The 25,752-nt window shown below is 45.3% G+C and carries 15 protein-coding genes; 6 read left to right on the forward strand and 9 right to left on the reverse strand.

The features are described from left to right. Positions 1-46: 46 nt before the first annotated feature. From D0A37_RS17175 to D0A37_RS17205, 7 genes are all read right to left on the reverse strand, one after another. Positions 47-1,573 (reverse strand): hypothetical protein, encoded by a 1,527-nt coding sequence (locus D0A37_RS17175; protein ID WP_242716150.1) that lies wholly within the window; start codon positions 1,571-1,573, stop codon positions 47-49. Positions 1,574-1,590: 17 nt separating this feature from the next. After that, complete coding sequence (locus D0A37_RS17180) at positions 1,591-1,935, reverse strand: hypothetical protein (RefSeq protein WP_242716151.1); 345 nt, start codon at positions 1,933-1,935, stop codon at positions 1,591-1,593. Positions 1,936-1,945: 10 nt separating this feature from the next. Beyond that, the gene (locus D0A37_RS17185; RefSeq protein ID WP_242716152.1) at positions 1,946-5,329 is read right to left on the reverse strand and encodes a CHAT domain-containing protein; all 3,384 of its coding nucleotides are present in this window, start codon (positions 5,327-5,329) and stop codon (positions 1,946-1,948) included. An 80-nt stretch (positions 5,330-5,409) separates the two neighbouring features. Then, positions 5,410-6,087: a DNA-binding response regulator gene (locus D0A37_RS17190; protein WP_242716154.1), complete on the reverse strand. Its 678-nt coding sequence runs from the start codon at positions 6,085-6,087 to the stop codon at positions 5,410-5,412. 339 nt (positions 6,088-6,426) lie between these two features. Next, positions 6,427-7,698, reverse strand: coding sequence for an FAD-dependent hydroxylase (locus D0A37_RS17195; RefSeq protein WP_242716156.1), 1,272 nt, complete (start codon positions 7,696-7,698; stop codon positions 6,427-6,429). 204 nt (positions 7,699-7,902) lie between these two features. Further along, complete coding sequence (locus tag D0A37_RS17200; RefSeq protein ID WP_242716157.1) at positions 7,903-11,409, reverse strand: PAS domain-containing sensor histidine kinase; 3,507 nt, start codon at positions 11,407-11,409, stop codon at positions 7,903-7,905. Positions 11,410-11,944: 535 nt separating this feature from the next. Beyond that, positions 11,945-13,075 (reverse strand): protein kinase domain-containing protein, encoded by a 1,131-nt coding sequence (locus D0A37_RS17205; RefSeq protein ID WP_242716158.1) that lies wholly within the window; start codon positions 13,073-13,075, stop codon positions 11,945-11,947. 603 nt (positions 13,076-13,678) lie between these two features. Here D0A37_RS17205 and D0A37_RS17210 point away from each other — a divergent pair. After that, positions 13,679-15,373: a S8 family serine peptidase gene (locus D0A37_RS17210; RefSeq protein WP_242716159.1), complete on the forward strand. Its 1,695-nt coding sequence runs from the start codon at positions 13,679-13,681 to the stop codon at positions 15,371-15,373. Between the two features lie 80 nt (positions 15,374-15,453). Here the strand turns inward: D0A37_RS17210 and D0A37_RS17215 are convergent, their stop codons facing one another. After that, complete coding sequence (locus D0A37_RS17215; RefSeq protein WP_242716160.1) at positions 15,454-16,122, reverse strand: glycoside hydrolase family 108 protein; 669 nt, start codon at positions 16,120-16,122, stop codon at positions 15,454-15,456. A 99-nt stretch (positions 16,123-16,221) separates the two neighbouring features. On the opposite strand from D0A37_RS17215, the gene D0A37_RS17220 reads away from it, so the two are divergent. From D0A37_RS17220 to D0A37_RS17240, 5 genes are all read left to right on the forward strand, one after another. Next, complete coding sequence (locus tag D0A37_RS17220; protein ID WP_242725584.1) at positions 16,222-18,402, forward strand: tetratricopeptide repeat protein; 2,181 nt, start codon at positions 16,222-16,224, stop codon at positions 18,400-18,402. A gap of 38 nt (positions 18,403-18,440) precedes the next feature. Continuing rightward, positions 18,441-19,037, forward strand: coding sequence for a MiaE family protein (locus tag D0A37_RS17225; RefSeq protein ID WP_242716161.1), 597 nt, complete (start codon positions 18,441-18,443; stop codon positions 19,035-19,037). 91 nt (positions 19,038-19,128) lie between these two features. After that, positions 19,129-19,623, forward strand: a complete 495-nt coding sequence (locus D0A37_RS17230) for a GNAT family N-acetyltransferase (protein ID WP_242716162.1) — start codon at positions 19,129-19,131, stop codon at positions 19,621-19,623. A 22-nt stretch (positions 19,624-19,645) separates the two neighbouring features. Then, positions 19,646-20,188 carry an MAPEG family protein gene (locus D0A37_RS17235; RefSeq protein ID WP_242716164.1) on the forward strand — a complete coding sequence of 181 codons (543 nt, stop codon included), beginning with the start codon at positions 19,646-19,648 and terminating at the stop codon, positions 20,186-20,188. A gap of 76 nt (positions 20,189-20,264) precedes the next feature. Then, a complete protein-coding gene (locus D0A37_RS17240; RefSeq protein ID WP_242716166.1) occupies positions 20,265-21,653 on the forward strand; it encodes a cytochrome P450 in 1,389 nt (462 codons plus the stop codon). A gap of 56 nt (positions 21,654-21,709) precedes the next feature. Here D0A37_RS17240 and D0A37_RS17245 read toward each other — a convergent pair whose 3' ends face one another. Beyond that, on the reverse strand, positions 21,710-25,552 hold the full coding sequence (locus tag D0A37_RS17245) for a PAS domain S-box protein (RefSeq protein ID WP_242716168.1): 3,843 nt from the start codon (positions 25,550-25,552) through the stop codon (positions 21,710-21,712). Positions 25,553-25,752: the final 200 nt, after the last annotated feature.

The following is a 25,752-nucleotide window of genomic DNA, read 5'->3' on the forward strand; positions in this document are numbered from 1 at the left end:
AGAATATGAGTGCGAAAATGTAACTAACAAAGAAAGCAGAGGGCGATTACACATCCCCAAAGGGAAGTTGATTTTGGGGACTAGGTGAAATTGTCTGCTGAGGTGATGATTTAGCCTTGAGGTGGCGTTTAGTGAAAAACCAAGCCAACCATCCCAAGCCTCCACCGGATAAACAACTAAGTAGAAGGGCAATAATGAAGGGATGCGGGGGAAGCAGAGGATGTTGGGGAGAAGGGAAATCCCAAGGTTTTTCGATTATTAAGGGGTAGCCGGCTGCTACGATTCCGGCAAAGCCGACTCCGACACCGATGCCGGTACCGACTGCTTGAATCGTATTTTGTAAATTGCGATCGCGCTCTTTTTCCACTTTCTCATACTGTACCTGTTGTTTTTGAGCATCAACTTCCACAATGCCCCGGATTGTTTCAATCATCTGTTGAAACAATTGCCGTCCTACGGTAAGATAACTCATATTGACTTTAATCTGTTTCTGAAATATCGGGCAACTCCGGTCAACAAATTTTTGTATAAAATCTAAGTTATCCATTTCTTGGACGCTGCAATCGCCAAGTTGTTTGAGCCAATAACTATAATTTGCAACATTCGTTTCAATTGTAGTTTGGTGAAATTCTATATCTCGCAAATAGCGGGCATAATTTAACCCGATTTGGGGGAGTTCAGTCAGACACCCCTCCAGTTGTTCCAGCCGCTCCTCTCTATCTGATTTCAAACGGCTAAACTCTTCCACCTTCTCCTCTAATTGCCTATAAATTTTTCTCGCTTCCTCATTGCATCGATACGCTTGGTGATAAGCATAAATGATTTTACTGCGGCAGCATAACAAATTGATTAGCGGACGGTAATAATAGCCATCCTCCTCCCACTTTAAAGTTTTTTCATTAGTATCTAACCAGACTAGAATATGACACTTTAACCTGGGATCTTCTTGACTATTGTCAAATTCAAAAATGGGACTACCTAGAAGTTTTCCGTCACCGACTAAATAGGGTTTTGGCTGTTTAAGCTCTGAATCTTGAAACAAAGCCTCTACACAATCTACTGCTAAATCTTGATGATTGCCAGCAAAATCAACAGGTTTAGCAAATAATACTAGGGTTTGTCCCAGTGATGCTTCGATTTCACAAGGTAGCAGACAGCCTTGAAAATTTAGACTGCTCAGTTGCTTGACTTCTACTGTAGAATTGCGAAAAAGCAGCGTGAAGTCTAGTGCGTAAGTGTCGTGGAGTCGGAGGGGATAAATTACGCCTTTCAGAGGTAGTTGATCCGGTTGGCTAACAGTTGTAAATGACACCAGTCTCTCGACATTTGACTGCCAAAGTTCCACATACTCGCTCTGTTCGTTATTTTGGCTATTTCTATTGCTTAGGTTTTCAGGTAAAAAATCGAGCTTTGGCTCTGTTTGCAGCAGTTGTCCCAAAGCAACGCATTTATGCCATAAATGGTCAGCCTCTACAGATTGTTTATCCCCTTTTGCCAGGTTGCTGCACAAATGAAAGGCAAACAGCATTAGTTTGGGGTTGGCAAGTTTGCCTGTCAATTGAGTATTGTTCATCACCTAGAGCCTGAGTGCTATTTTGACTGGTTGGGGAAAGTTTCTTGGATGGCATTTGATAGCGTTTCTTTGGTGACTTCGCGACGAGGTTTAGGCTCTGGCTCTGAAGGAGCCTTCACGTTGTCGCCGATTCCTGGTGGGCGAAACTTATTACTATCGCCCTGCAAGTTTATCAAAGCCTCAAGTATTGGACGGCGACTTTCACAATTACACCAAATTGAGACAGCATGAGATATTTGATTAATATCATCTGACAGACTAGCACGTAGCTGGTGTAATTCAGCCTCGTGTTTATAAAATAATTGAGGCTGGGTAGCAATCAACAGTTGAAATGCTCTAGTGTTGTCTTCTTCAAATGACATTTATAGACTCCTATTGACCGATAGCACAGAAAGCAGCCCAGTGGTAAGGCGATTGAAAAGGTTTAGCTTTAGCTTCCATCTTATTAAATAATGCAGGTAACTGTACAATTTTTTGTGTGGGACTCAAGGTAAGTTTGCTTGTCCATAGCTGCAAATCTTCTTTAGTGGCATCCCGCAGCCAAACTTGAGCTGATTTAAGGGCAAGGGAGACACTTAACCCGGCTTTGAGAAGCTGATAAAATTTTATCATTAAAAATGAGGCTGACAAATCGCTGACGGCCCACAAAGTCGCTACTACACTAGAGCTACCAGCCGCCAGGAAACCGCTAGGTAAGCTGATATATTCGTCGCTGATGCTGTTAAATTCGCTGATGCCTGTTTCGCAGGCGGAGAGGACAACCAGGCGGCATTCTCGGAGGTCAAGGTCAAAGATATCTGCGAAGGTGAGGCATTTGGTGAGGTCGAGGGTGTTGCCATTTTGTAAGGGTAGATAGCGAGTGGGGTTTTCTTCAGGGGGAGGCGGGGGTAATTCGCAGTCGGCTAGCAGCAATGCTGATAGCAAAGGTTGATTAAAGTTAAAGTAGCCATGACAGCTAAAGTGGGCGCAGTGGGTGATGCGGAGACGGCTGTTATCTATGAATAATTTTTTGGCATCTCTTTGGATGAGGATATCTTTGAAGTCGAAATGCTGACTAATCACTTGTACTTCTAAGTCGCTACAGTTCAGGTCATTAGAGGGATTTTGGACGGCAAATAGGTGAGTGAAATTTGGGCGTTTTCGCCTTTGTGCCTGTTGCAGCAGTTGACAACTGGGGGAATAGCGGACACCTTGTTTGAAGCAATCTAGTAAGTAGGGATTGATGGGTTCAGGAGACTGAGTTTCTGGGTTAAATCGCTTCCAGGTTTCAGGGCTAACCGCCAAAGCGTGAAGGGGGAACAGGTGTAGGAAAATGTGGGGAATTAAAATTAGTCGATCGCAGTGTTTGGGTACTTTCCCCAGAATTTCATTGATATGCAATATTTCAGATAAGCTTTGGAGGCGAGGGGCTAGGTTTTCCCGCCATTGCCATTGGGTTTGATCTTCTTCTTGGTAATCTCTCAGATATTCCTCGCCCCAATTTACCAAGGCTTGAAAGTCGGCTTTTGAAGATTGCCATACTATAGGATTTGGTGATTGGGGGGTGATAATGAAAGTAAGGAATTTGTCGCCCAGGATGTACCATTCAAGGATAGCGGTGTTTTCTGCAGTGAGGGCTTGAATATCGCTGTAGAAGATGCCTTTAACTTCTTGAGTCAGGAGGAAGTCGGGGTCAATGGGTTTGATGTCACGGACGACCAGCTCGTCGAGTTGTTGCCGCAATTGGGTGAGATGGGTTTGATCGCGGCTGGTAGTTTGTAGGGTGTCGATTTGGAGGCCGCGTTCTCCCGATATTGTGCCGCCGTTGCTGTTACGATTTGTCTGTTGGTTGTCTAGTCGGCGCTGTTCGGCATCAATTTCTTGACGCAGGCGCGAGAGTTCCTTGAGAACGGTTTGGGGAAGATCGCCTTTGGGGTATAACTCGCGGGTGGCAACGAGTTCCACTAAGTTTCGGGCTTTGCTGCGTTCGACGTATTCTATGGCTTCGGTGTAGTTTTTTAGCTTTAGGCAAACTTCCACCATATTTCGATAGAGTTGATTCCATTCTTCGGCTAATTTCTGCTTGGTTTCATCCCCAGATTGAATCTCGCCCCGTAAAAATTCTACTGTTTCAATCGCTGCGGCATAGGTATCATAAGCGAGTTTCCATTGCTGGTTACTTCGGTAAAGATTACCTAAATTAAACAAAGTTTCTGTATATTTTTGCGGGAAAGCCTCACGAGTAGCGTCACGAGTTCTGATAGTTAAAGCATTGTGGTAATAATTTTTCGCCAGTTCGATATTCTGAGCTTTCTCTCCCCTGATTCTGTGACGGTAGGCTTCTCCCAGATTATTTTGCGTGCCCGCCCAATATTCGGGAAAGGCATCACGGGTGAGGACGGTTAATGCAGCAGTGTAAGATGCGATCGCCAGTTCGATATTCTCTGCTTTCTCTCCCCTGATTCTGTCACTGTAGGCAACTCCCAGATTATTTTGCGTCTGGGCCCACTCTTCGGGAAAAGCCTCGCAGGTGTAGACGGATAATGCAGCAGTGTAAGATGCGATCGCCAGTTCGATATTCTCTGCTTTCTCTCCCCTGATTCTGTTACTGTAGGCAATTCCCAGATTATTTTGCGTCTGAGCGCAATCTTCGGGAAAGGCATCGCGGGTGCGGACGGATAATGCAGCAGTGTAAGATGCGATCGCCAGTTCGATATTCTCTGCTTTCTCTCCCCTGATTCTGTAACTGTAGGCAATTCCCAGATTATTTCGCGTCAGAGCCCATTTTTCGGGAAAGGCATCGGGGGTGAGGACGGTTAATGCAGCAGTGAAATATGCGATCGCCAGTTCGATATTCTGAGCTTTCTCTCCCCTGATTCTGTTACGGTAGGCAACTCCCAGATTATTTTGCGTCGTTGCCAGATACTCGGAAAAAGCTTCGCGGGTGAGGACGGATAATGCAGCAGTGTAAGATGCGATCGCCAGTTCGATATTCTGAGCTTTCTCTCCCCTGACTCTTTCAGTGTAGGCAATTGCCAGATTATTTTGCGTCTGGGCCCATTTTTTGGGAAAGGCATCGCGGGTGTAGACGGTTAATGCAGCAGTGTAAGATGCGATCGCACTTTCGATATTCTGTGCTTTCTCTCCCCTGATTCTGTCACTGTAGGCAATTGCCAGATTATTTTGCGTTAGGGCCCATTTTTCGCTCCCGGGTTCCCGATTACTTAAAAGTATTTGATAACCGGTAATGGCAATTTCAAGATTATTCGCTCTCTCCCCCTGCGGAAAGTCACTAATATGACTAATCAAGTTTCCAATGAGGCCGAGAGTAAATTCAATTGCTTTGGGATGTTCGGCAATTAAATTCTGGGTCACTTGCTGTAAAGTCTCGGCAAAACGGTCATTGAGGAGATGTTGCCGCCCGGCCAGCATGGGGTAAATTACTTTAATATCGCCCCGGATATCTGCTTCTGCTTGCAATAATTCTCCGATAAACTTTGCATACTCTTGAGGATTTTCACCTTCTGAGTTATCGCTCTCTCCGTCATCGTTCATCCCCAAGAATTGCCCTATCTGACTGGCAAGATTTCGTAAATAATTAGCCTGATTTTCCTGTCCTTCCTCTACCAGGTTTTCTGCTACTACCTCGCAAAATTGCAGAAACCCCGAATCTACCAATTCTAAGTTAGCCTGTAAAATCGGCAGTTCCTCATCGTTGGGGCAATTCAGGAGTGTCTCAATCAATTGCAGATAAACTTGGGTGCGGGTTTCTTCCATTGTGGGGAGTTGTCAGTAACACCGATGTTTATTTTATCACGATTGGTGGTTTGGCGGTTGACGCTCCCCCGTATCAATTTCTACCCCATCCCGAACAAGTAATCGAAATTACCCTCTCCCACAGAGTTTTTAAGCGTATTGATAATTTTCTTTGTATTATCGTGAGGCCCTTCAATATAACAAGGTTTTCCATTGCGACCGAATTTCAAGCCAATTTCGCTGGTTGATTCTCCTAAATGAGCCTTCGACTGCTCGAAATCGCGATGCGGTTCAAAGCCTAATGTTTTGGCATAAGCGATCGCACCCCAAACTAGGGCTTGTGCTTGCTCTAAACTAATCTCCTCGTACTCTTGCATAAACTGCGAGTAACAAAGCTGAACGAAATTTTTATATTGGCTATCGTTGCAGTTACGTGGCGGCATGGCATCCTTAACTCCCAAACACCAGTAGTCGATCAAATAAGAGGCTGTAACAAAACGATTGTATCCCTTGGAACGGGTAACCACCACTAAACCCAAACCGCTCGTTTCAGAGGTTTCATTCCCCAACAATACCTTCGCAAAATTTACATCCACGAGACATTGAGCAACGGGCAATAACTCTCCTTTTTCGGCGCTAGCGAGGGCTGTTTGTTCTGCATGAGATTGAAGAAAGGTACTGACTTCGGATGCTTTCAATCCTAACTTTCGGGCAATTTGTTTGGGCGTTAATTGGCGATCGCGCAGGTTGAGAATTTCTTGTTCTTGTTCGGGCTGCATGGTTTTTCTATTGCCGTCAGGGCTGGGTTCGAGCGGAGTCGATCATTGTACCGCGTTTTTGCGACCAACTTCGTAACATTGCAAAGATTGAGGAAAAAACCCGGTTTCTTTGATGGTGCGAGTGGCGAGAAACCTCGGTTAGCCCGATAGTCCGCCAGGGGTTGAAACCCCTGTCTCATAGCAAAAGTCCTCTTAAAGAGGACTAAAGAGTTTTTCATTTTTATCTCAGATTTTCAGTCGGTTTCAACCGACTTTCGCTATTAGCCAGGGGTTTCAACCCCTGGCGGTTGTGGCAACACCACTAGAGTACAAGCAACATAGGAAAAAACCGGGTTTCTTCTAATTTTGCGCTAATTCTGGCGGCCGGCCTATTAAACCGGTCATCAAGCGCAAAGCTAAAAACCTCACTGGGGGAATTGTCCGCAAACACCACAATCCAAAGCGGCGAAATGCTACAATTGGCAGCCAAGTATTGGAAAATAATCTGTCTAGAAAATCTGTAAATCCTAACACGATTAAATTCTCTTTTTTGCGCCAGTTGTGATACCGTTTCAATACTCGCAAATCGCCGATATCTTCGCCTTGTTGGTGCGCTTGCTGCAAGATTTGGGCGATCGCCCCAGCGTCTCGAATGCCCATATTTAATCCCTGGCCGCCGACGGGATGGCAGCAGTGGGCGGCATCGCCAATTAGTGCTAATCTGGGCAAAACGTAGCGATCGCTCTGCATTAACTGCACCGGAAACAAAAAGCGATCGCTCTCCAATTCCAAACGCCCCAAAAGCCCGCCCGTGCGCTGTTCCAACAAAGTCAAAAACTCTTTTTCATCCATTTGTTGCAAAGCTTTTGCTTCCGCGTGGGGTGCTGTCCAAACTACTTGACAGCGGTTCCCAGGTAATGGTAAGACTCCCATCGGGCCGCTCGGCCAAAAGCGCTCAAAAGCTATATCATTGTGCGGTTTTTCTGCTTTAATAGTGATAGCAACGCAGGATTGCCAGTATTTCCAGCCGCGAGTGCTGATGTTGGCTTCGGTGCGGATGCGCGATCGCGAACCGTCGGCTGCGACTAATAATTTGCTGCGAATTGTGCGGGTTTCGCCGTGTTGTTTGACTTCTATTTCGGCGCAATGAGTTAAATATTTTACCTCGACTACTTCCGCCGGACAAACCCAACTAAAATTCGGGTTTTTTGCCAAAGATTCTTGCAAAGCTGACAGCATGACTCGGTGCTCGCCAACGTAACCTAAAGCTGTTTTTGGTACTGGCAATTTGCCAGTATTTCCCAAGTCTGGGCGGTGGAATTCGACGACACCGGGATAGTCGCCGTCGCAGAGGCTAATTTGCTCGAAGGTGGTGATTTGCGGCAAGATTTGCTGCCACACGCCGATACCTTCTAAGATCATTCCTGATAGCAGGGTGATTGCATAGGCTTGTTTTTTGGCTGCGGCGGCGGCGGGGAGTTGGGTTTCAATTATTGCTATTTTTAAGCCGGAATCTTTTAAGGCGCTGGCTAAGGTGGCCCCGACTATGCCGCCTCCGACGATGGCTATGTCAAAGTCAAGTGTCTGTGTTTCCGTGGAGGCTGTGGTTGGAGAAAATTGGTTTACAGGCATTTTCAAGGGATTTTGTCAAAGTTAATTGGATTGTTACTTTGTTATTGTAAAGAATTATTTCGATTTAGGGCGATCGAGCGACGGAGACGGGAGATGGGGAGACGGGGAGACGTTTAGAAATTTATGATTAATGACAACCATCAACGATCAACTGCCCACTATCAACTGCCAACAGTCAACAGTCAACAGTCAACTGTCAACTGTCTAATGACTCATGACCATTTCCTTTGTGTTTTCGGCAGCCAGCGCTGATACTTCCTGGCAAATGGGAATCTCGATGACAAACTCTGCACCTTCCCCGGGCGCGGAAATACACTGCACTTTGCCTCGGTGCTTTTCAACTATAATCTGATAGCTGATAGACAGTCCCAAGCCGGTGCCTTTGCCGACGGGTTTAGTAGTATAAAATGGGTCGAACAACTTGTGAATAACTTCTTGATTGATTCCCATCCCGTTGTCGGCAATCCGAATTGTTACAGTGTCTGAATTCGCACTGGTGCTAATCCGAATTCTGTTGGGGTTACAATATATTTCTTTTGAAGAACGCTTGCTGTTGTACTCTTCGAGGGCGTCGATCGCATTTGCTAAAAGATTCATAAATACTTGATTGAGCTGACCTACATAGCACTCAACTTGGGGGAAGTTGCCGTATTCTTTGATAATCTCAATAGCGGGACGAAGTGGATTACCTTTGATCCGGTGCTGCAAAATTACCAAAGTGCTTTCGATTCCTTCGTGAATGTCTACTCGCTTCATCTGCGATTCGTCGAGTCGGGAAAAGTTGCGTAAGGATACAACTAAGTCGCGGATGCGATCGGCGCCTACTTTCATTGATTCCAAAATCTTCGTAAAGTCTTCCATTAAGAAATCGATTTCAAGATCTTCGGCTGCTTCTACAATTTCCGGGACGGGATTTGGGTATTTTTCCTGGTAAAGGTGGAGCAAACCGAGCAAGTCTGTGGCGTATTCGTTGGCGTGGGTGATGTTGCCGTAGATGAAGTTAATCGGATTGTTAATTTCGTGGGCGACGCCGGCGACTAGCTGCCCGAGAGAAGAGATTTTTTCGGTTTGGATTAGTTGAGTTTGAGTTTGGTGCAACTCGTGGACAGCTTTTTCGAGCTCGGCTGCTTGCGATCGATACTGTCCCTCGGACTGCTTGAGTGCTTCCAAAACTTGGACTCGATCGCTAATATCGGTGTGAGTACCCACCCATTCGCGAATGCTGCCGTCTGCTGCTAAAACTGGAACTCCGCGCACCCAGAAGTGTCTGTAGCTACCGTCTGCTGCCCGCAAGCGGTGCTCGATTTCGTAGAGACTTTTGGCTTCTACTGCGCGCATCCAAGCTTGCGCCGTGATCGGGCGATCGTCTGGGTGAATTGCCGAAACCCAGTTTTCTGTGGCTTCCTCGAAAGTTTGACCTGTATATGCCATCCAATCGATCGGCGCGATCGGCTTTCCCTGGGCGTCTGTCATCCATACCAGTTGCGCGGTGGCCCTTGCGAGCGATCGGTATCTTTCCTCGCTCAGACGCACAAATTCATCGGCTTCTCGGCTGGCTGTCACGTCGCGCAAAATTGCTGTGAATATGATTTCGCCTGCAACTTCGAGTTTGGAAATAGAAGCTTCGGCGGGAAATTCCGTACCGTCTCGGCGACGGGCGAAAATTTCTTTGCGGTTGCCCATTTTTCGGGCTTGTTTAAGGCCGCAGCCGAAATTGCTGACGAGGTGACTATGAGCCCTGGTAAAAGCTTCGGGCAACAGCAGACTCAGGGATTGCCCGATCGCCTCAGCAGCCGTCCACCCAAAAATCCGTTCTGCACCTTGGTTGAACAGGATAATTTTTTGCTCAGCATCCACGGAAATAATCGCATCGTCGGCAATGTCTACAATGCCGGCGAAACGAGCTTGAGACAGTTGCAGCGCTTGTTCAGCTTGTTTGCGATCGCTGATGTCGCGGGCGATCGTCGAAATGTATGTGAGTTTGTCGTCCGGTGCGGAGTGGGAGATAAGGACTTGGCTGATGGGAATTTCGAGTCCCGATGTTGAGACGAAGGCTGTTTCTCCGCTCCAAACGCCCCCGGAAACAGCGGTGGCGATCGCTTGTTTCAAAGTGCTACGGGCTGAGGCTGCCGTGAATTCTGCAACTTGTCGGTGGGATATATCTTCGTTTTCGCCTATACCCACCATTTTTCTGCCTGCTTTGTTGATGTAAACGGCGCGTCCTTCGAGGTCGCAGATACCTACAAAATCCGGGGTTGCTTCCAGAATTGCTGCCAGACTTCTGTTGGCGATTTCGGCTTGTTTGCTTTCAGTAATATCCCGCGAGATGGTAACTATACCGCTAATATTTCCTAGTCCGTCCCGGTAAGCACTTTTTGTAGAAAGAAATGTCCTCAAATTTCCTTTGACTGGCAGGTCTTCTTCGATCGCCTGCGTTTGGCCGGCTGTCATAATTGGGCGATCGGTTTTTCTAATTAGGTCGGCAATTTCCGGGTGAAATAACTCGCTGTCATCTCTGCCGATAATGTCGTCTACCGACTTGCCAATTATACTGGCTCCCGCAGCATTGAGCATCAGATAACGGCCCTGAATATCTTTAACAAATAGGGCTGTCGGCGTACTATTGATGACGGCAAGCAACAGGTTGTAGTTTTTTTGAAGTGCCTGCTTAGTTGTTTTAGTGTCGAAAATTTGCTCCTGCAATTGCTCATTGGCGAGTTGCAGTTGGATAGTGCGTTTCTCAACTTTAGTTTCTAAGTCTGATTTAGCTTTCCTCAGTCCCAGTTCCGCTCGATATCGCTTCCGGTCTGCGCTGCAAAGAGTTTTGGCATTCTGCCAAATCAGAACTGTAAAAATAATCACGTTCAATACGGTTAACAGCGATATCCCTACCTCCGATGTGTAGGCTTGTAACCGCTCTCCCGAGATGATGAAATAACCGACTAGAGGCGGGATAATAATTGCCCGTGGTAACAAGCGCCGCGCCATGATGCCGCCCGCGCGATCGCTCGTCATTACTGCGATCAATCCTCGCTCTGGACTGGCAAATAAAATGCCGAAGCTCAGCAACATAAATGCTGCGGAGGTGTGCAAAGCCATTCCTGTATTATTGCCAATTTGGTAAAATAAAGCTTTGTTGTAGAGGTAGCCTATCAAACCCGTAAATGCAATTAAAAATGCTGAACAGCTTAAGATTTGAATCCGCAGGTATTTAGGCCGACGTTCTGACAGCAGCAGCAGCGCTGTTCCCAACAATAAAAAAGCACCAGCAGTATTCGGCGCCATGCGTCCTGGTGTTCCGCGGCTTGTCAACCTATAACTTTCTTTAAATAGCAGTTGGTCGATGCCTAAGTCTAAATTAAAGCTATATTGAGCTAGGGTTAATACGCTAATTAATATAATTAAAAATGAACATCCCCAAATTAAATATTTATGAGGTTTTTGAGGCTTTCTTGCTGTTAATTTGGCGCGCCGGATCTGTTGGATGAATAGAGAAAACCCGCCCAAAATAAAGCAGACCGCAGTATTGGCTTTCATGGTAACGAGTCCGGGCAGAATGCTTTTTAAGAGTGGCAGATCGAATATCCAACCCAAAAGGACTGTACAGCCGATCGCCATTACTGCAATACTCGCTTTTTTGGAAAAAGACTCGACAGCAGCCATTCGGGTTGAGGGCGTTTGCCGTTGTTGTGCTCGTTCAAAAACTTCCAATTTCTCGATCCCTCTAATTATTGGGTTTCTACGTATCTAAGGTAACAATAAACACTCTCGTAATATTGTTGCCTACTATACAAAGCTCCTTAAGATTTTCTTAAAAGTGCTAATCATAAAATATGAATTATTTTATCTAACTTTAGATAGATAGTCAACGGCAGGTTGAAAGCTCTTATTTAGAAGGCATTCGGCAGAATTCAATAATTTTTATTTTTTGTAAATTAAAACAAAAGATTCCTTGTTCCTTGTTCCTTGTCCTCTCGATCTCGGAAATTGGCACCCTATTCATCGGCAAGACCGAGTGTTTTTACTCAGTACATTCAGGCGTCATAGTAGCGGATTAGTCAATCGGCAACACTATCGCTCGGATTGTCAAGCGGCTGCTGTGGCTGTGGGAAATTCGGCAGAACAGATAAGACTCGGCGGTTGAAACCGCTACTACAAAAACAAAGTCCCAGCAGAGAGGGACTAAAGAGGGGATATTAAAGTCGGGTTTGGTAACTGTCAACTGTCAACTGTCAAATGACAACAGTCAACTAACTCCCAAGTGTTGAAGTGCTTGCAAAGCTTCGGTTGCTGACGGGTAACGCTGTGGGAAATGGTAAAGCACCATCTTGTCTAAAACGCTAGCCAACTTCGGGGTGACAGTTGCATTTTTCTGCCAGATGAGATTGCCTAAATTATCAACTTTAAGTTGTTTCGGGCGCATCCCTGTCAAGGCCTGAATCCCGATGATGCCGACAGCATAGATGTCGCTGCACAATTTCGGGGAACCGATGGCTTGTTCGGGGGGGATGTAATCTTGCTGAGTACCGCCGCGCGATTTCGTTTGACCGATGCTGTGGTGCGAGGTATTAATTTCTTTAACTGCCCCAAAGTCAATTAATACAATTTTGTTATCAGATGTGCGCCTGATTAAGTTTTGAGGGTGAACATCGCGGTGAATTACATCTTGTTTATGAACAAAAACAAGCACTTCTAAGATATCTTTCAGCAAAGCAAGAACCTGATCTTCTTCCCAGGGTTGACCTTCAATTAGTTCTTGATACAGGGGTTGCCCTTCGATGAATTGATAGACTAAATAAAAATATCCATCTTCTTCAAAGCGAGCTAACAATTCCGGTATCCGATCGTGTTGGCCCAATCGATATAAAACGCGCGTTTCTCGATCGAATAGCTGACTGGTTCTTTCCGACTGACTTTTCAGGCGCTTGACGAGACATAAAGGTCGATCGGGCAAATTTTCATCTTCAGCCAGATAGGTATCGCTGTACTCCGTGCTTACCAAATGTTCTCTGATTCGGTAACGCATTCGCAGCAGCTTTTGCAACATCGGATCAAGAGAATTAGTTGGTTGTGTGCCTTTTTGTACCGATCTCATGATGCAGTCCCAAAGATTTGCTCCGACTACTTTTTCTTCTGATCCAATAATTCCTGCTTGCTTCAATACTTTGGTGAGATCTTTCCACAAGTTGTAGCCGACATAGCGCCCCAGGTAGCATACTGTGTACCCGCGGGCGATCGGATCATTTTCCTGAATTTCTTTGTACGTCAAACCACCTACAACACCTCGAATTATCGACTGTTGCAACCGACTCAGGTGTTTTTCAGTTTGTTCGTATACGAGATTGTCCAAAAACAATATTGCTTCTTCTACAGTCATAGCTTCATGTGTTAAGTTATTGGTACACGCTCTGCACATTTTTTTTCCTAAAATAGTAACTTGCCAGGGAGGATCTACAGCTTTCCACTCACCAATTAGCCAGTACCCCTGGCGTTGCGATCGGGCAACTGAAAACTGCTGTATTTAGCTTATACATGATTTAACTTTACTTTGATTGCTTGTCTACTTATTGCAATATATTTTTACAAATATGACTTTTATGACTTTAACTTCTGAATTTTATGAATTGACCTTATAAGGAGTTTGGGTTATTATAAGAATTAATTTTTTTAAGGCAAGTAAATCTATGAGGCTTTTAAAAACATAGCCGTTATAACCTCCCGGTTAATGGGGGACAATACATCTGAAAGCGTTACTTGGTCGATCGCCAATCCAACGCCATGAATTCCAACGCTATCTGAGGCTTTGTGGAAGATATAACGCCGACTCAACTTCCAAGCCGCAGCATATCGGTTCAGGAATTTTCATCATTTTTCATAGGTTTGTAGTGAGGGCGCAGAGTCTTCTTCAATGGAGATTAAGGACTAAACTCATTACTACAAACAACGTCACATTTTGGAAAAATTACAATCTTTTTAACTTATGTTAGGCATCTACACCAATCCTACCGATCGCCCTTTTGTCATTCAACAGCCAAACAGGAGCGCCACATCAGCATTTCCGGTTAACAACGACTTGCCCAAGCTAGCGATCGATCCATTCAAGGTTTCTAGTTATAGTGCTGAATCTAGCTTTCCTAATGTCGCAGCATTCAGCACCGACCCACAGACACAAACTACGGATTTTATTGTACCTAATGCCAGCCCTGACTTCAGTTACTCTGTGAGCGATGCTCAACTCAAACCGCAGTCACAGTCAGCGAGTCCAAACACTGATCCCCTAACGGGAACAATATCTGCCTCTCAGTTGAATTTTTCCGATCCAGGTAACTCTCTTTTGACAGCTCGTAATGTTGTTGGCGTTCAGAACGGTAGCATCAGCTTAACGGAGTTCGTGGGAACCGGGGATATCGACGATTTCTACCGATTCGATACCAACACTAATAGCAATTTTAGCCTGCGTCTCGACGGTTTGACGGCGGATGCTGACGTACGGTTAATTCAAGATAGAAACAGCAACGGTGTTTTTGATTGGGGTGAAAGTATTGGCTACTCTTTTGAGAGTGACACTATCCCGGATGTGATTAATTTATCCAATCTGGCTCCAGGGACATACTATGTCGAAGTCTCTAGCTACTCAGGCTCTACCAATTACAACCTGACTGTTTCTGCAACACCTGTGCCTGTATTGCCTGATATTCCTACACCTAACGGTGCTTTTAATCGCAATTACGGCTATGGTTTAGTGAATGCAAATGCAGCAGTTAGCCGCACCCTGAACCGCTCAACTCTCTTCCCTGATGTTCCTAATTTGGGCGAGAATAATTGGGGGCGAGACGCGATAAATGCGCCCGAAGTTTGGGATCAGAACATTACAGGAAATGGGATTGTTGTAGCTGTCATTGATAGTGGTGTTAACTACACCCATCCCGACTTGGATAATAATATTTGGCAGAACGCTGATGAAATTGCCGAAAATGGCATCGATGACGATCGCAACGGATTTATTGATGATATTCGGGGTTGGGATTTTCTGTATAATGACAACTACCCAATGGATCTGTCTCCCGATGGTCACGGGACTCATATAGCAGGTGCGATCGCGGCGGAACGAAATGATTTTGGTATCACAGGAGTTGCGCCCAATGCTAAGATTATGCCTGTCAGAGTGTTGCCCGCCTTTGGTTACGGCGAGTGGAATAATGTTGCTGCTGGAATCCGGTATGCTGCTGATAATGGAGCAAATGTAATTAACCTCAGTATTGGAAATGAGTTTTACCCTTCCAACGTAGTAAATGACGCAATTGAGTATGCAAATAACAAAGGCTCTGTTGTGGTGATAGCAGCGGGAAATTCGGGTTTTAGCCAACCTGATTATCCTGCTCGTAATGCCGATCACAGGGGAATTGCCGTGGGCAGTATTGATATAAACGGCAGGATGGCTGACACCTCGAACGGTGCGGGTTCCACACCTTTGGATTACGTAGTTGCTCCGGGAGTAGACATCTATTCTACAACTCCCTATAGCGCCTATGACACCCTAACTGGCACGTCTTTTGCAACGCCACACGTAGCGGGTGTAGCGGCTTTAGTTTTGAATGCTAATCCGACTTTAACTCCGGCTCAAGTTGAATACATTTTGACGACAACAGCTAATCGGAATGGGGTGACTGTATAGCATCCATCGGGTAAATGAGACAGGGGTTTAAACCCCTGTCGTGGGACTACTACAACTTGGAGAAAATTAATCCGCCCTGCTTAATTCTTAATCTTATTCACATAGCCCCACAAACTATAATCGCGACTCAGCCAACCCCGGAAAAAAGCCATTTGAGTCGGATCTTCTTGCACCCGTTTGTAGCGGTAAATAATTCGTTCATTAATCATTTGCAGCGCGGTATTTCTGTTATTTGCCCCTTTTAGCGCTTCCTTGGTGCGGGCATCAAAAACTCCCGTTTGCGGCAATCCTAAGGCTTGCTGAAGAAAGGTAATAGAGTTATTAATACCGAAATTAACGGCGGTGTCAAACATGACGATCGCCAAAGCCGGCTGCATCGTGCCCGATAGGCTCGAGTCCCAGTAATATTTATAAATTTCTAGGAGCTCTGCTTCCGACATCTGCGTCACGTCGAGAGGCGGAAGCCCACGACTGTAGCGGTAGGCGTTGTATTCCGTTTGCAAGACGCCCCGATAAGTTCTGCCGCCCTTATCGGCTGGGTGATTGCTGAATCCACCCTCAAAATAGAGGGTGAAATAAAGAGCCGTTTGAAATAATTTCTGCCGAAAGCTGGCTGTCTGCTGCTGCTGTGCGAAACTCTTTTGGGCAAAGGGTAAGGGGATTGCTAAGGTTAACAAGAGTATCCCCAGCAGGAGGTTTGGTTTCCACTTAATGTTATGTTGGCGCTGTGTCGCTTGCTTGTCGCTCATAAATTCTCTGTGACGATCGCCCGTAATTCCGCTAAAACTGCTACTCTGCAAAATAATATAGATTCAACCTTTAACTTGATAGCACAGATAGGCCGCCAAATGAAGTCCGATTTTCCCAACCAATCCGAAACACCCCAATTGGAAGATGCTGCATCGCTGACAGTCGTTGCAGAAACCTATTACTCTCAAGGCAATTTAGCAGCAGCCGTCGCTGCTTGTCGCCGAGCTCTGGAATTGCAACCGGATTGGGCGGCGGCTTACGTGACAATGGGCAATGTGCAGCAAGCAACCGGCCAAATTGAGGAAGCGATGCGGTTGTATTCCGAGGCGATCGCTCTGAATCCCGATTTTGCTGAGGCCTATGCTAATTTGGGCAGTATGCTCTACAAACAAGGGCATTTGGTGGAGGCGGTTGTCAATTACGAAAAGGCGATCGAACTTAAACCGAATTTGGCTGCTGCTTACTGGAATTTGGCAGGGGCACTGAAGCAGCAGGGGCAGCAGGATGCAGCGGTAGCATACGAGCAAAAAGCTCTCGAACTCAATCCCCACCTAGCTGAGGTAGATTTTCACTTAAATTTAGGAGAGACATTAGCGCGGCAAGGCAAGTTAGATGAGGCAGTGGCTGCATGGCAGCAGGCGATCGCATTCAAACCCGATTTAGCCGAAGCATACTGTCAAATTGGCCAAGTTTTGCGCCACCAGGGCAAATTTAAAGAGGCCATACCCAACCTTCAAAAAGCTCTAGAAATTAAACCAGATTTTATTTCGGCACACCAACATTTGTGCGGCCTCCTCAGAGACACTAACAATTTAGCTGCCGCACGACAAGCTGTGCACCAATACAGTCAAATGTGTGCCGAAACCGATCCAATTATGACCGCGATTTACTTCATCAGCACCTATCAAGTGTCGGGATTAAATCAAATTGCGAGCGATCGCTTTTTAGAGCTAGAGTCGTACTTGGAGCAAAACTTAGAAACCGCTAGCCCGGTGGAAATTCAATCGCTTTATGCAAACTTGTTATTGAGCACACCCTATTTGCGAGATGACTTAGCAGCCAACTCAAAACTTTACAGATTAATTTCCCAAAAGTATATCGACCAATGTATCAAACCTAATTTTTCTCAACCCGCCAATTACAGTTTCAAACCAACTGCCCCATCCAGCAAGTTAAAAATCGGCTTTTTGTCGAATCACTTCAGCCGCCATTCTGTAGGTTGGTGCAGCGCTGACATCATTCGCGAATTGTCCAACATCACACCCAATTTGTATTTGTACGCTTCCGAAAGAATTGTTCCTGACGATCGCACTCAGCAATTTGAAACTTGGGGCAAACTAACTTTTCCGACAACCTACCCGAACGGAATTGCCAATTCTGCAGAAATTATCGACAAAATTCAGCAAGATGAACTGGACGTTTTAGTTGATTTAGATTCTCTCAGCGTACCAGTTCACGCTGACATTTTCTACCAAAAACCCGCACCAGTTTGTATTTCTTGGCTGGGATTTGACGCCCCTTACATATCGCCGGAAAATTACTTTCTTACAGACTGGCACTCGCACCCAGCCGGGCGGGAAAAATATTATGACGAGCAGCTAATTAGGATGCCGGATTCCTTTGTAGCGGTGTCCGGTTTTCAGAGATATGGAGTCGATCCTGTTGCATTGAGAAGGTCGAATCGGATCGGTTTGGATCAGATAGTTTACTTGTGCGTTTCACCCGGCATAAAATTCAATCACGAGTTGGTAAAAGCCCAAATTGCGATTCTCAAACAAGTGCCAAACAGTATTTTAATTCACAAAGCTTTAGGCGATGCTGCGGTGTTTGAGGCTGCATATCACCAAGCTTGCGAAGCTGAAAAAGTGAGCAAGCACCGAATAAAGTTTTTGCCGAGGTTTGCTACTGAGGAAGAACACAGAATTATCTATCTGTTGGCCGATGTTTTGTTAGATTCTTATCCTTACAACGGACGCACTCACACTTTAGAGGCTTTGTGGTTTAATTTGCCAGTGGTGACTCGTACAGGAGAGCAGTTTTTGTCGAGAATGGGTTATTCGTTTTTGCAGGCATTGGGGATTGAAACTGGTGTGGCTTTGTCTTGGTCGGAATATGTGGAATTGGGTGTAAAATTGGGTAAAGAACCTGAATTGAGAAATGCAATTAAAGCACTGTTGGTGAAATCTAAAGCTCCAGGCAATTTGTCGCCGCTTTGGAATCCGAAAAAGTTTGCTGGTGATATGTATGCGGTGTTTGAAAAATTGTGTAAAATACGATAAATGCTGGCTAGTGACTGCTGACTAATAACTGATGACTAATGACTTCAACACTACCAACTATTAAGTTTTTAAAACAGCCGACTTCGGAAGCTTGGATAGAACAGGCGATCGCCCATTTGGATACAATCTTATTAGACCATTCTCACTGCGAGCGGAAAGCGGCGGGAGTAGCGTTAAATTTAATGTTTCGCTACCCAGCCCGGGAAAAATTGGTGAGGATGCTAACGGCGATCGCCCGCGAAGAATTAGAGCATTTCGAGCAAGTCAACCTGCGGTTAGAACAGCGCAGCATTGCTTTAGGGCCTTTGGCTGCACCTCCCTACGGTGCTGGTTTGTCCGCCCAAATTCGCAAGCAGGAACCGGAGAGACTTTTGGATTCTTTGTTGGTTTCGGGTTTGATAGAAGCGCGCAGTCACGAACGGTTGGGGTTGCTGGGCGATCGCTGTCCCGACGCGGAATTAGCTAAATTTTACCGCAGTTTGATGGCTTCGGAAGCGCGCCATTACGGTGTATATTGGATTTTGGCAACAACTTATTTCGATCGCGATATTGTGATGCAGAGGTTGGAGGAATTATCCTTAGTTGAGAGCGAGTTGCTGGGAAGTCTTCACCCGGAACCGAGAATTCACAGTTAAAAGCTAGGGGGATTTAAAGACTGTAAAATACAAAAAATCACTAATTTTACAGTTGCTCAAGTCAAAAAATAAATATACGTTGCAACTACCAATGAAAACCCAACATCTGGATTTTTTAATTCGTTCCTGGGAAACGCGCGATCGCGCTGAGGCGTTCTATTTAATTAGGGATGTTTTAGCAGAGTACGGTTTAAAATGCGAACCTCACGGGGCCGATCGAGATGTCTATGATGTAGAACTACATTATCATAATCAAGGCGGTGAATTTTGGGTTGTTGAACGGCAGGATAAAATAGTGGGTACAGCCGCTTACTATCCGATTGAGCGCGGTAAGAATGCTGTGGAAATTCGCAAGATGTATATTTTGCCAACAGCAAGGGGACAGGGTTTGGGGAAATTTTTACTGAAAGAATTGGAAAGTAAAATTATCGCTCGCGGCTTTGAGGAAATCTGGATAGAAACTGCGAGCATTCTCAAAGAAGCTGTTAAAATGTACGAAAATAGCGGATATATGCCCACCACTGGTGTGGAGACGCCAAGGTGCGATCGGGTTTACGTAAAATCTCTAGGTATAAAAAATCTATAATAAGGTTTGGTTTCTGTAAACAATGATTAATTTACTCAGTTTCAATCCCCAACAGCAAATAGTTGTTCGGCGAGGCATTTCTGCCTTAATCTTCTGCCTTACTTTTGTACTGATTGGTTATTTTGTGATAGCGCTGCCCCTACCGCTATTAAATACCCCAGAGTCGCGCCTAATTTTCAGCCTTCGCTGCCAAATTTTTCCGTTACTGATGTTATTTGCCGGCATAGTTGCTGTTGGTAATGGGAGATTTAGCAGCCCAGCCATCAACCCTTTAGCAAATGCCGAATCAGAAGCAATGCGGATTCATTTGCGTTATTTAAGCAACACTCTAGAGCAATTTGTGCTGTTTTTTGTAGGCAGTTTAATTCTTTCTACCTTTTTAGATACTTACAGCATCAAGCTGATTCCCATTTTGGCAACTTTGTTTGTTTTCGGAAGAATAGCGTTTTGGATAGGCTATCTCAAAGAGCCGATCGAACGAGCTTTTGGCCTGGGAGTTACTCTGTTTCCTATTATTGCCGTACTAATTTATGATGCTTACCGCGTACTATTTTTTCCTAGCTGAGGGATTTGAGAGTTTTGTAAAATAAGACTTATGCTTTCATTACTCCTGTGAAACCCTAAAACTAGGAGAAAAACAAATGACTATCCCCACAGAAAACTCTCACTCTCAAAATCATGCTACCAACAAATTGCTAGACGGCCCTAAAGACCCTAGATTTGTTCAGACAGTGCGGGGAATTTTAAATCCTCTGTATTATTTAGATAGTAATTATCAGCGCTACGGCGACCTTTTTACCAGCATCTTCAGCAACTTTCCACCCCAAGTAATTATTAGCAATCCTTTAGCTCTTCAAGAAATTTTTACCGCCGATTCCAAACTCTTTAAATCCGGTCCTGTAAATCAGATAGCGCTACCTTTAGTAGGAGGGAATTCGTTATTTTTATTAGATGGCGAGCGACATTTGCAGCAGCGTAAACTTTTAATGCCACCTTTTCATGGTGAACGCATGAAAGCTTACGGACAAATCATCCGCAATACCACCGAAAAAGTAATTAATTCTTGGACTCCTGGTAACTCTTTTGTCGCGCAATTAACTATGCAGGAGATTTCCTTGGAAGTAATTTTACACGCTGTTTTTGGGCTGAGCGAAGGAGAACGCTACCAGCAAATCCAGCAACTTCTTGTTAAAATGTTAAATTTTTTTAGTAATCCCTTAAGCGCTACCTTTCTGTTTATCAAGCCGTTGCAACAAGATTTAGGTGCTTGGAGTCCTTGGGGAGGATTTCTGCGACAAAGACAGCGTTTAGATGAACTGCTTTATCAAGAAATTCGCGAACGCAAAACTCAGTCTGAACCATTGGGCGAAGACATTTTGAGCTTGTTAATTTCAGCTCGTGACGAAGCGGGACAGCCGATGAGCGACGTTGAATTGCGGGATGAATTAATGACAATGTTATTCGCAGGACACGAAACTACAGCCACAGCTTTAGCCTGGGCTTTGTATTGGATTCATTACATCCCAGAAGTCCGTGAAAAACTGCTCCAAGAACTCAATTCTATTGATGTCGAAAATTGCGAGCCGGGGGAAATAACTAAACTCCAGTATTTGAATGCTGTCTGTTGCGAAACGCTGCGGATTTATCCGATCCTATTTTTTGCATTTCCGCGCCTTCTGCAAGCTCCCATGCAGTTAATGGGTTATAATATTCCCAAAGGAATGATACTTTCTACCTGCATTTATTTGGTTCACCACCGACCGGATATTTACCCGGAACCAAAGCGTTTTAAACCAGAACGTTTTCTAGAACGTCAATTTTCGCCTTACGAATATTTGCCGTTTGGGGGAGGGAACCGCCGCTGTATTGGCACGGCATTTGCAATGTTTGAAATGAAGTTAGTATTGGCGAAAGTGCTGTCACGATACTCTTTAGAACTTGCAGAAAATCGTCCGGTTTTGCCAGTACGCCGGGGTTTGACAATGGCACCCGCTGGTGGTGTGCGTTTGGTGGTAAAGAGTCGGATTTGAATCCTATCAAATCTAATCTATCGCTCGGGCATTAGATGATAGCAATGCAACGGGTTTTAATTTATGTTTTGTCGCATAGGAATTTCGATCGCAAATTCGGAACCTTCTCCCAATACAGAATTGCAAGAAAGCTTGCCGCCGTGTTTTTCTACTATAATAGAGTGCGAAATGGCCAATCCTAAGCCAGTTCCTTTGCCAATGGGTTTAGTAGTGAAAAACGGGTCAAACAAGCGCTTTTTTACATCTTCGCTCATCCCCGGGCCGCTGTCAGCTATCCGAATCGCAACGCAGTTATTGTCGGTTACTTCGGTGCGAATCGTAATTGCGAGATTTTTGGCGGTGCGATTGGATTCCTTTATCTCCATTTCCAATGCGTCTAGCGCATTGCTCAACAAATTCATAAATACTTGATTTAACTGACCGGGATAACATTCCACTAAAGGCAAATTACCGTATTCTTTAATCAGATTAATTGTCCGGTGATCGGTTTTATGTTTCAGGCGGTTTTGCAAAATCAGCAGCGTGCTTTCAAGGCCCTCGTGAATGTCAACTTGTTTCATTTCGGCTTCGTCAAGTCTTGAGAAAGTCCGCAGGCTCAAAACTATGTCGCGGATGCGATCGGCTCCGACTTTCATAGATGCTAAAATTTTCGGTAAATCTTCAATAAGATAATCAATTTCAAAGTCTTCCCTTGCATCTACAATTCTTGCGCTAGGCTGCGGGTATTCCTTCTGGTAAAGCTGCAGCATTTTTAGCAAATTTTGAGTGTATTCGCTGGTGTAGCTGAGATTGCCATAAATAAAATTAACCGGGTTGTTAATTTCGTGGGCCACACCTGCTACTAACTGGCCCAAACTCGACATTTTTTCACTTTGAATTAATTGAGTTTGGGTGCGTTGGAGTTCGTGTAAAGTTTGTTCTAGCTGTTGAGTTTGAGCTTGAGCTAATCGGGCCGCTGTGCGGGTTTGGGTGTAGAGTTCGGCGTGGTCGATCGCGATCGCAATTTGAGCGACCACCGCTTGCATCAGTTCGACTTCAGAGTCGCTCCAATTTCGCATGGACAGGGTTTGATAGCACGTAATCGCCCCAATATCCCCGGAAGCAGTATAAATTGGCAGCGACAGGACTGAATTAAAATTTGAAGCCTGGAAAACTTCGCGCAATTCTACATCTTCAAAAGTGCTGACATCATCAATTCGCAGAATTTCTCGCCGCAAAATCTGTCGCACTGCGAGACTAGATTTGTCGTCTACAGGATAAGTGCCAAGCATACTCGGCAAATCTGCATTCTTCGCTTCGTAAGTTACGTCCCAAACCGGAGGAGTCGTGTTGGGGCGATACCAAGTGAAGATGCACCAATCTAGGTGCATCAAATTGCGAATTTCTTGAACGGCGGTTTCTACAATTGTGTCTAAATCTAAAGAAGTGCGGATTTGGTTGGCGATTTGATTGAGCAGTTTTTCTCGCTGAGCTTGCTGTCTTAGCGCTTGTTCCGATCGCACTAAAGTTTCTTCTGCAAGTTTGCGATCCGTTAAATCTTGGATAACTGCTTGGATGATTTTTTCATTTCCAACCTCGATGATTGTCAGCACGACTTCTGCGGGAAAATCAGTACCGTCTAAGCGCTGATGAACCCAATCAAAACGGTGGTTGCCCCGCTCAAAGGCGATCGCCAGGATTTCGTTAACCAAGCTCACAGAATCTCTGCCGTTGGGTTGAAAAGGAGGGGACAGTTGGCCGGGGTTTTTGCCGTACAACTGTTGCGCGGTAGTGCAGCCAAATAATTTTAGGGTGGCTGTGTTGGCATCGGTGATGCCATTCTCATATAACATCAAAACAGGCAAACTGGTTAATTCGTAGAGCGATCGAAATTTGGCTTCCGACTGCTGCAATGCCGCTTCTGTTTGCTTGCGATCGGTAATGTCGGCAACCATTGCCAAAGCGCCCACATAGCGTCCCTGTTTGTCGGCCAAGGAATTAGTAGAAACCATCGCCCACAAGTCGCTACCGTCTCGGCGAAGAAACTTAAAATCGAGCTGTTCGCGAATTCCTTCACGGCGGCGTTCGAGACTGAATTGTGCGATCGCGATGCCTTCTGCATCCATGAAAGCAAATAGCGACTCTCCGATCATTTCCTCTGGAGTACAGCAGAGCATATCGGCCATTTTTTGGTTGACAAAAGTAGTTTTACCCTCCGTATCTACGATCCAAATTCCTTCGTCTGCTGTCTCGACAATACACCTGTATTTTTCCTCGCTTTCCCTGAGCGCTTCTTCTGCTAAGTGGCGAGCCGTAATGTTTTGAGTCATTAGCAATCCGCCGATAATTTCTTGCCGTTCGTTTCTGACTGGCAAAGCATAACCAAGGTAAACGCGATCGCTGTAAATAATTTCTGTAACAACTCTTTTTCCTGCCAGTGCTGCCCGATAAGTTGGTTCGAGAGTACCGCCAACCTCTGGCTCAAATACCTCCCAGATTGTCTTGCCTTCCATCAACTCTTTAGAAAGCCCCACTGCGGCTAATTCTGTACCTTCTACCAGCGTGTAGCGCAGTTCTGGATCGAACAAAACTACCGCACCGTTAGGAAAGTTGCTTGCCATAGTGCGGTAAAGCTGTTCGCTTTTTTGCAGCGCAGCTTCTGCTTGTTTGCGATCGCTAATGTCAACTACAACTGCACCGATGCCGAGAGCCTCGCCATCTTTGTCTAGCAAGGGAAAATAAGAGCCTGTCAGGTGTCGGACAAACCCAGGCTTTCTGGGATTGTCACCACTCATCTCGATATTAATTAAGGGTTGTTTTGTCCTCAAAATTTGTTCGTACCAAGGCTCTATTATGGGAGCCATATTCGGCAATATTTCGCGTACAGTCTTGCCGATGTGCGCTGCTGGACTCAGGCAATTTATTTCTGCTAAAAATTGATTAATTTGCACGTACCGCAATTGGGAATCCAAAATGCAAAGTCCCGCCGGTGCCTCCTTCAAAAAAGCATCAAATAGTGCTTGTCTCTGTGCTAATTCTTGTTCTAAAGCTTTGCAAATACTGAGATCTGTTAAAGAGCCAATCATCCCCACAACTTCTCCTCTTTTGTCTTTCAATAGCGAAAGCATCAGGTGCGAGGAAAATTTCTCTCCCGATTTATGGCGTGTGATAACTTCTATTTCATGCTCGCCTTTTTCTTGTAGCGGTTTGATGACTTGTTCTAACAAAAACTCGTGCTGTTCTGGCGGGTAAATTAGAGAAACGTGCTGTCCGATAGCCTCAGTTTTTTCATAGCCGTATAACTTTTGGCAGGCTTGATTCCAAATGGTGATCGAGCCGTCCATATCTGTAGAAATCACCGCTTCGTGAATTTGGTCGATAATTTGACTTTGGAGACGCAACTTTTCTTGAGTCTGCTCCAGTTCGGCGGTTTTTTCTGCCAGTAGTTTCTGAGTTTTTTCCAGCTCGGCAGTCTGCTTTGCCAGCAATTTTTCCAGATGGGAATTGCTGTGCGGCGGCGCTGATTGCAGCGGTTCGCTATTTTCTTGCCCAGGATTAAAAATTTCTTCAGCGCTCACCCAAATCGCGCACTCTCCCCCTGTTTCAATTGCCCGCTCGGAAACTCGCACGGGTACGAGATGGTTGTTTTTATGTTTGTAGGCTGCTTCGCACGAACCCGTACAGCTATGTTTTGCTTGAATTTCTAGATATTTTTCTCGGCCCGCGCACTGCGTTTGCTGAATTTCCCAGTAGTTGAGGTGAAGAGTTTCTGCAACTGTGCGGCCGATAATACTTGCAAAAGCTGGATTTACGTCGAGAAAATTCCCGTCCGTTCGGCACAATGCCAGCCCGATCGGGCACAGTTCTAACAATTGGCGGCGGGAGCGATTGCGCTTGGCTTTTCCTAACTGGCTTTGCATCTGACCTAGCTGGACGTGGGTGATTTAATTATATCTTTTTATCTTGTTTATTAAGTAGGTAAGCGGGATTTAATAGAGCTATGTAACAGTATGTAAACCGCCCTAACTTAGCCACGTTTAGGGCATTGGGATACTTTACAATCGTTTACATAATTGTGTTTTACATCGCCTACCTACTTACTGTGACTTTTATCCTTCAT

The sequence above is a fragment of the Microcoleus vaginatus HSN003 genome, assembly GCF_022701255.1.
In the GTDB taxonomy this organism is placed as follows: Bacteria; Cyanobacteriota; Cyanobacteriia; order Cyanobacteriales; family Microcoleaceae; genus Microcoleus; species Microcoleus vaginatus_B.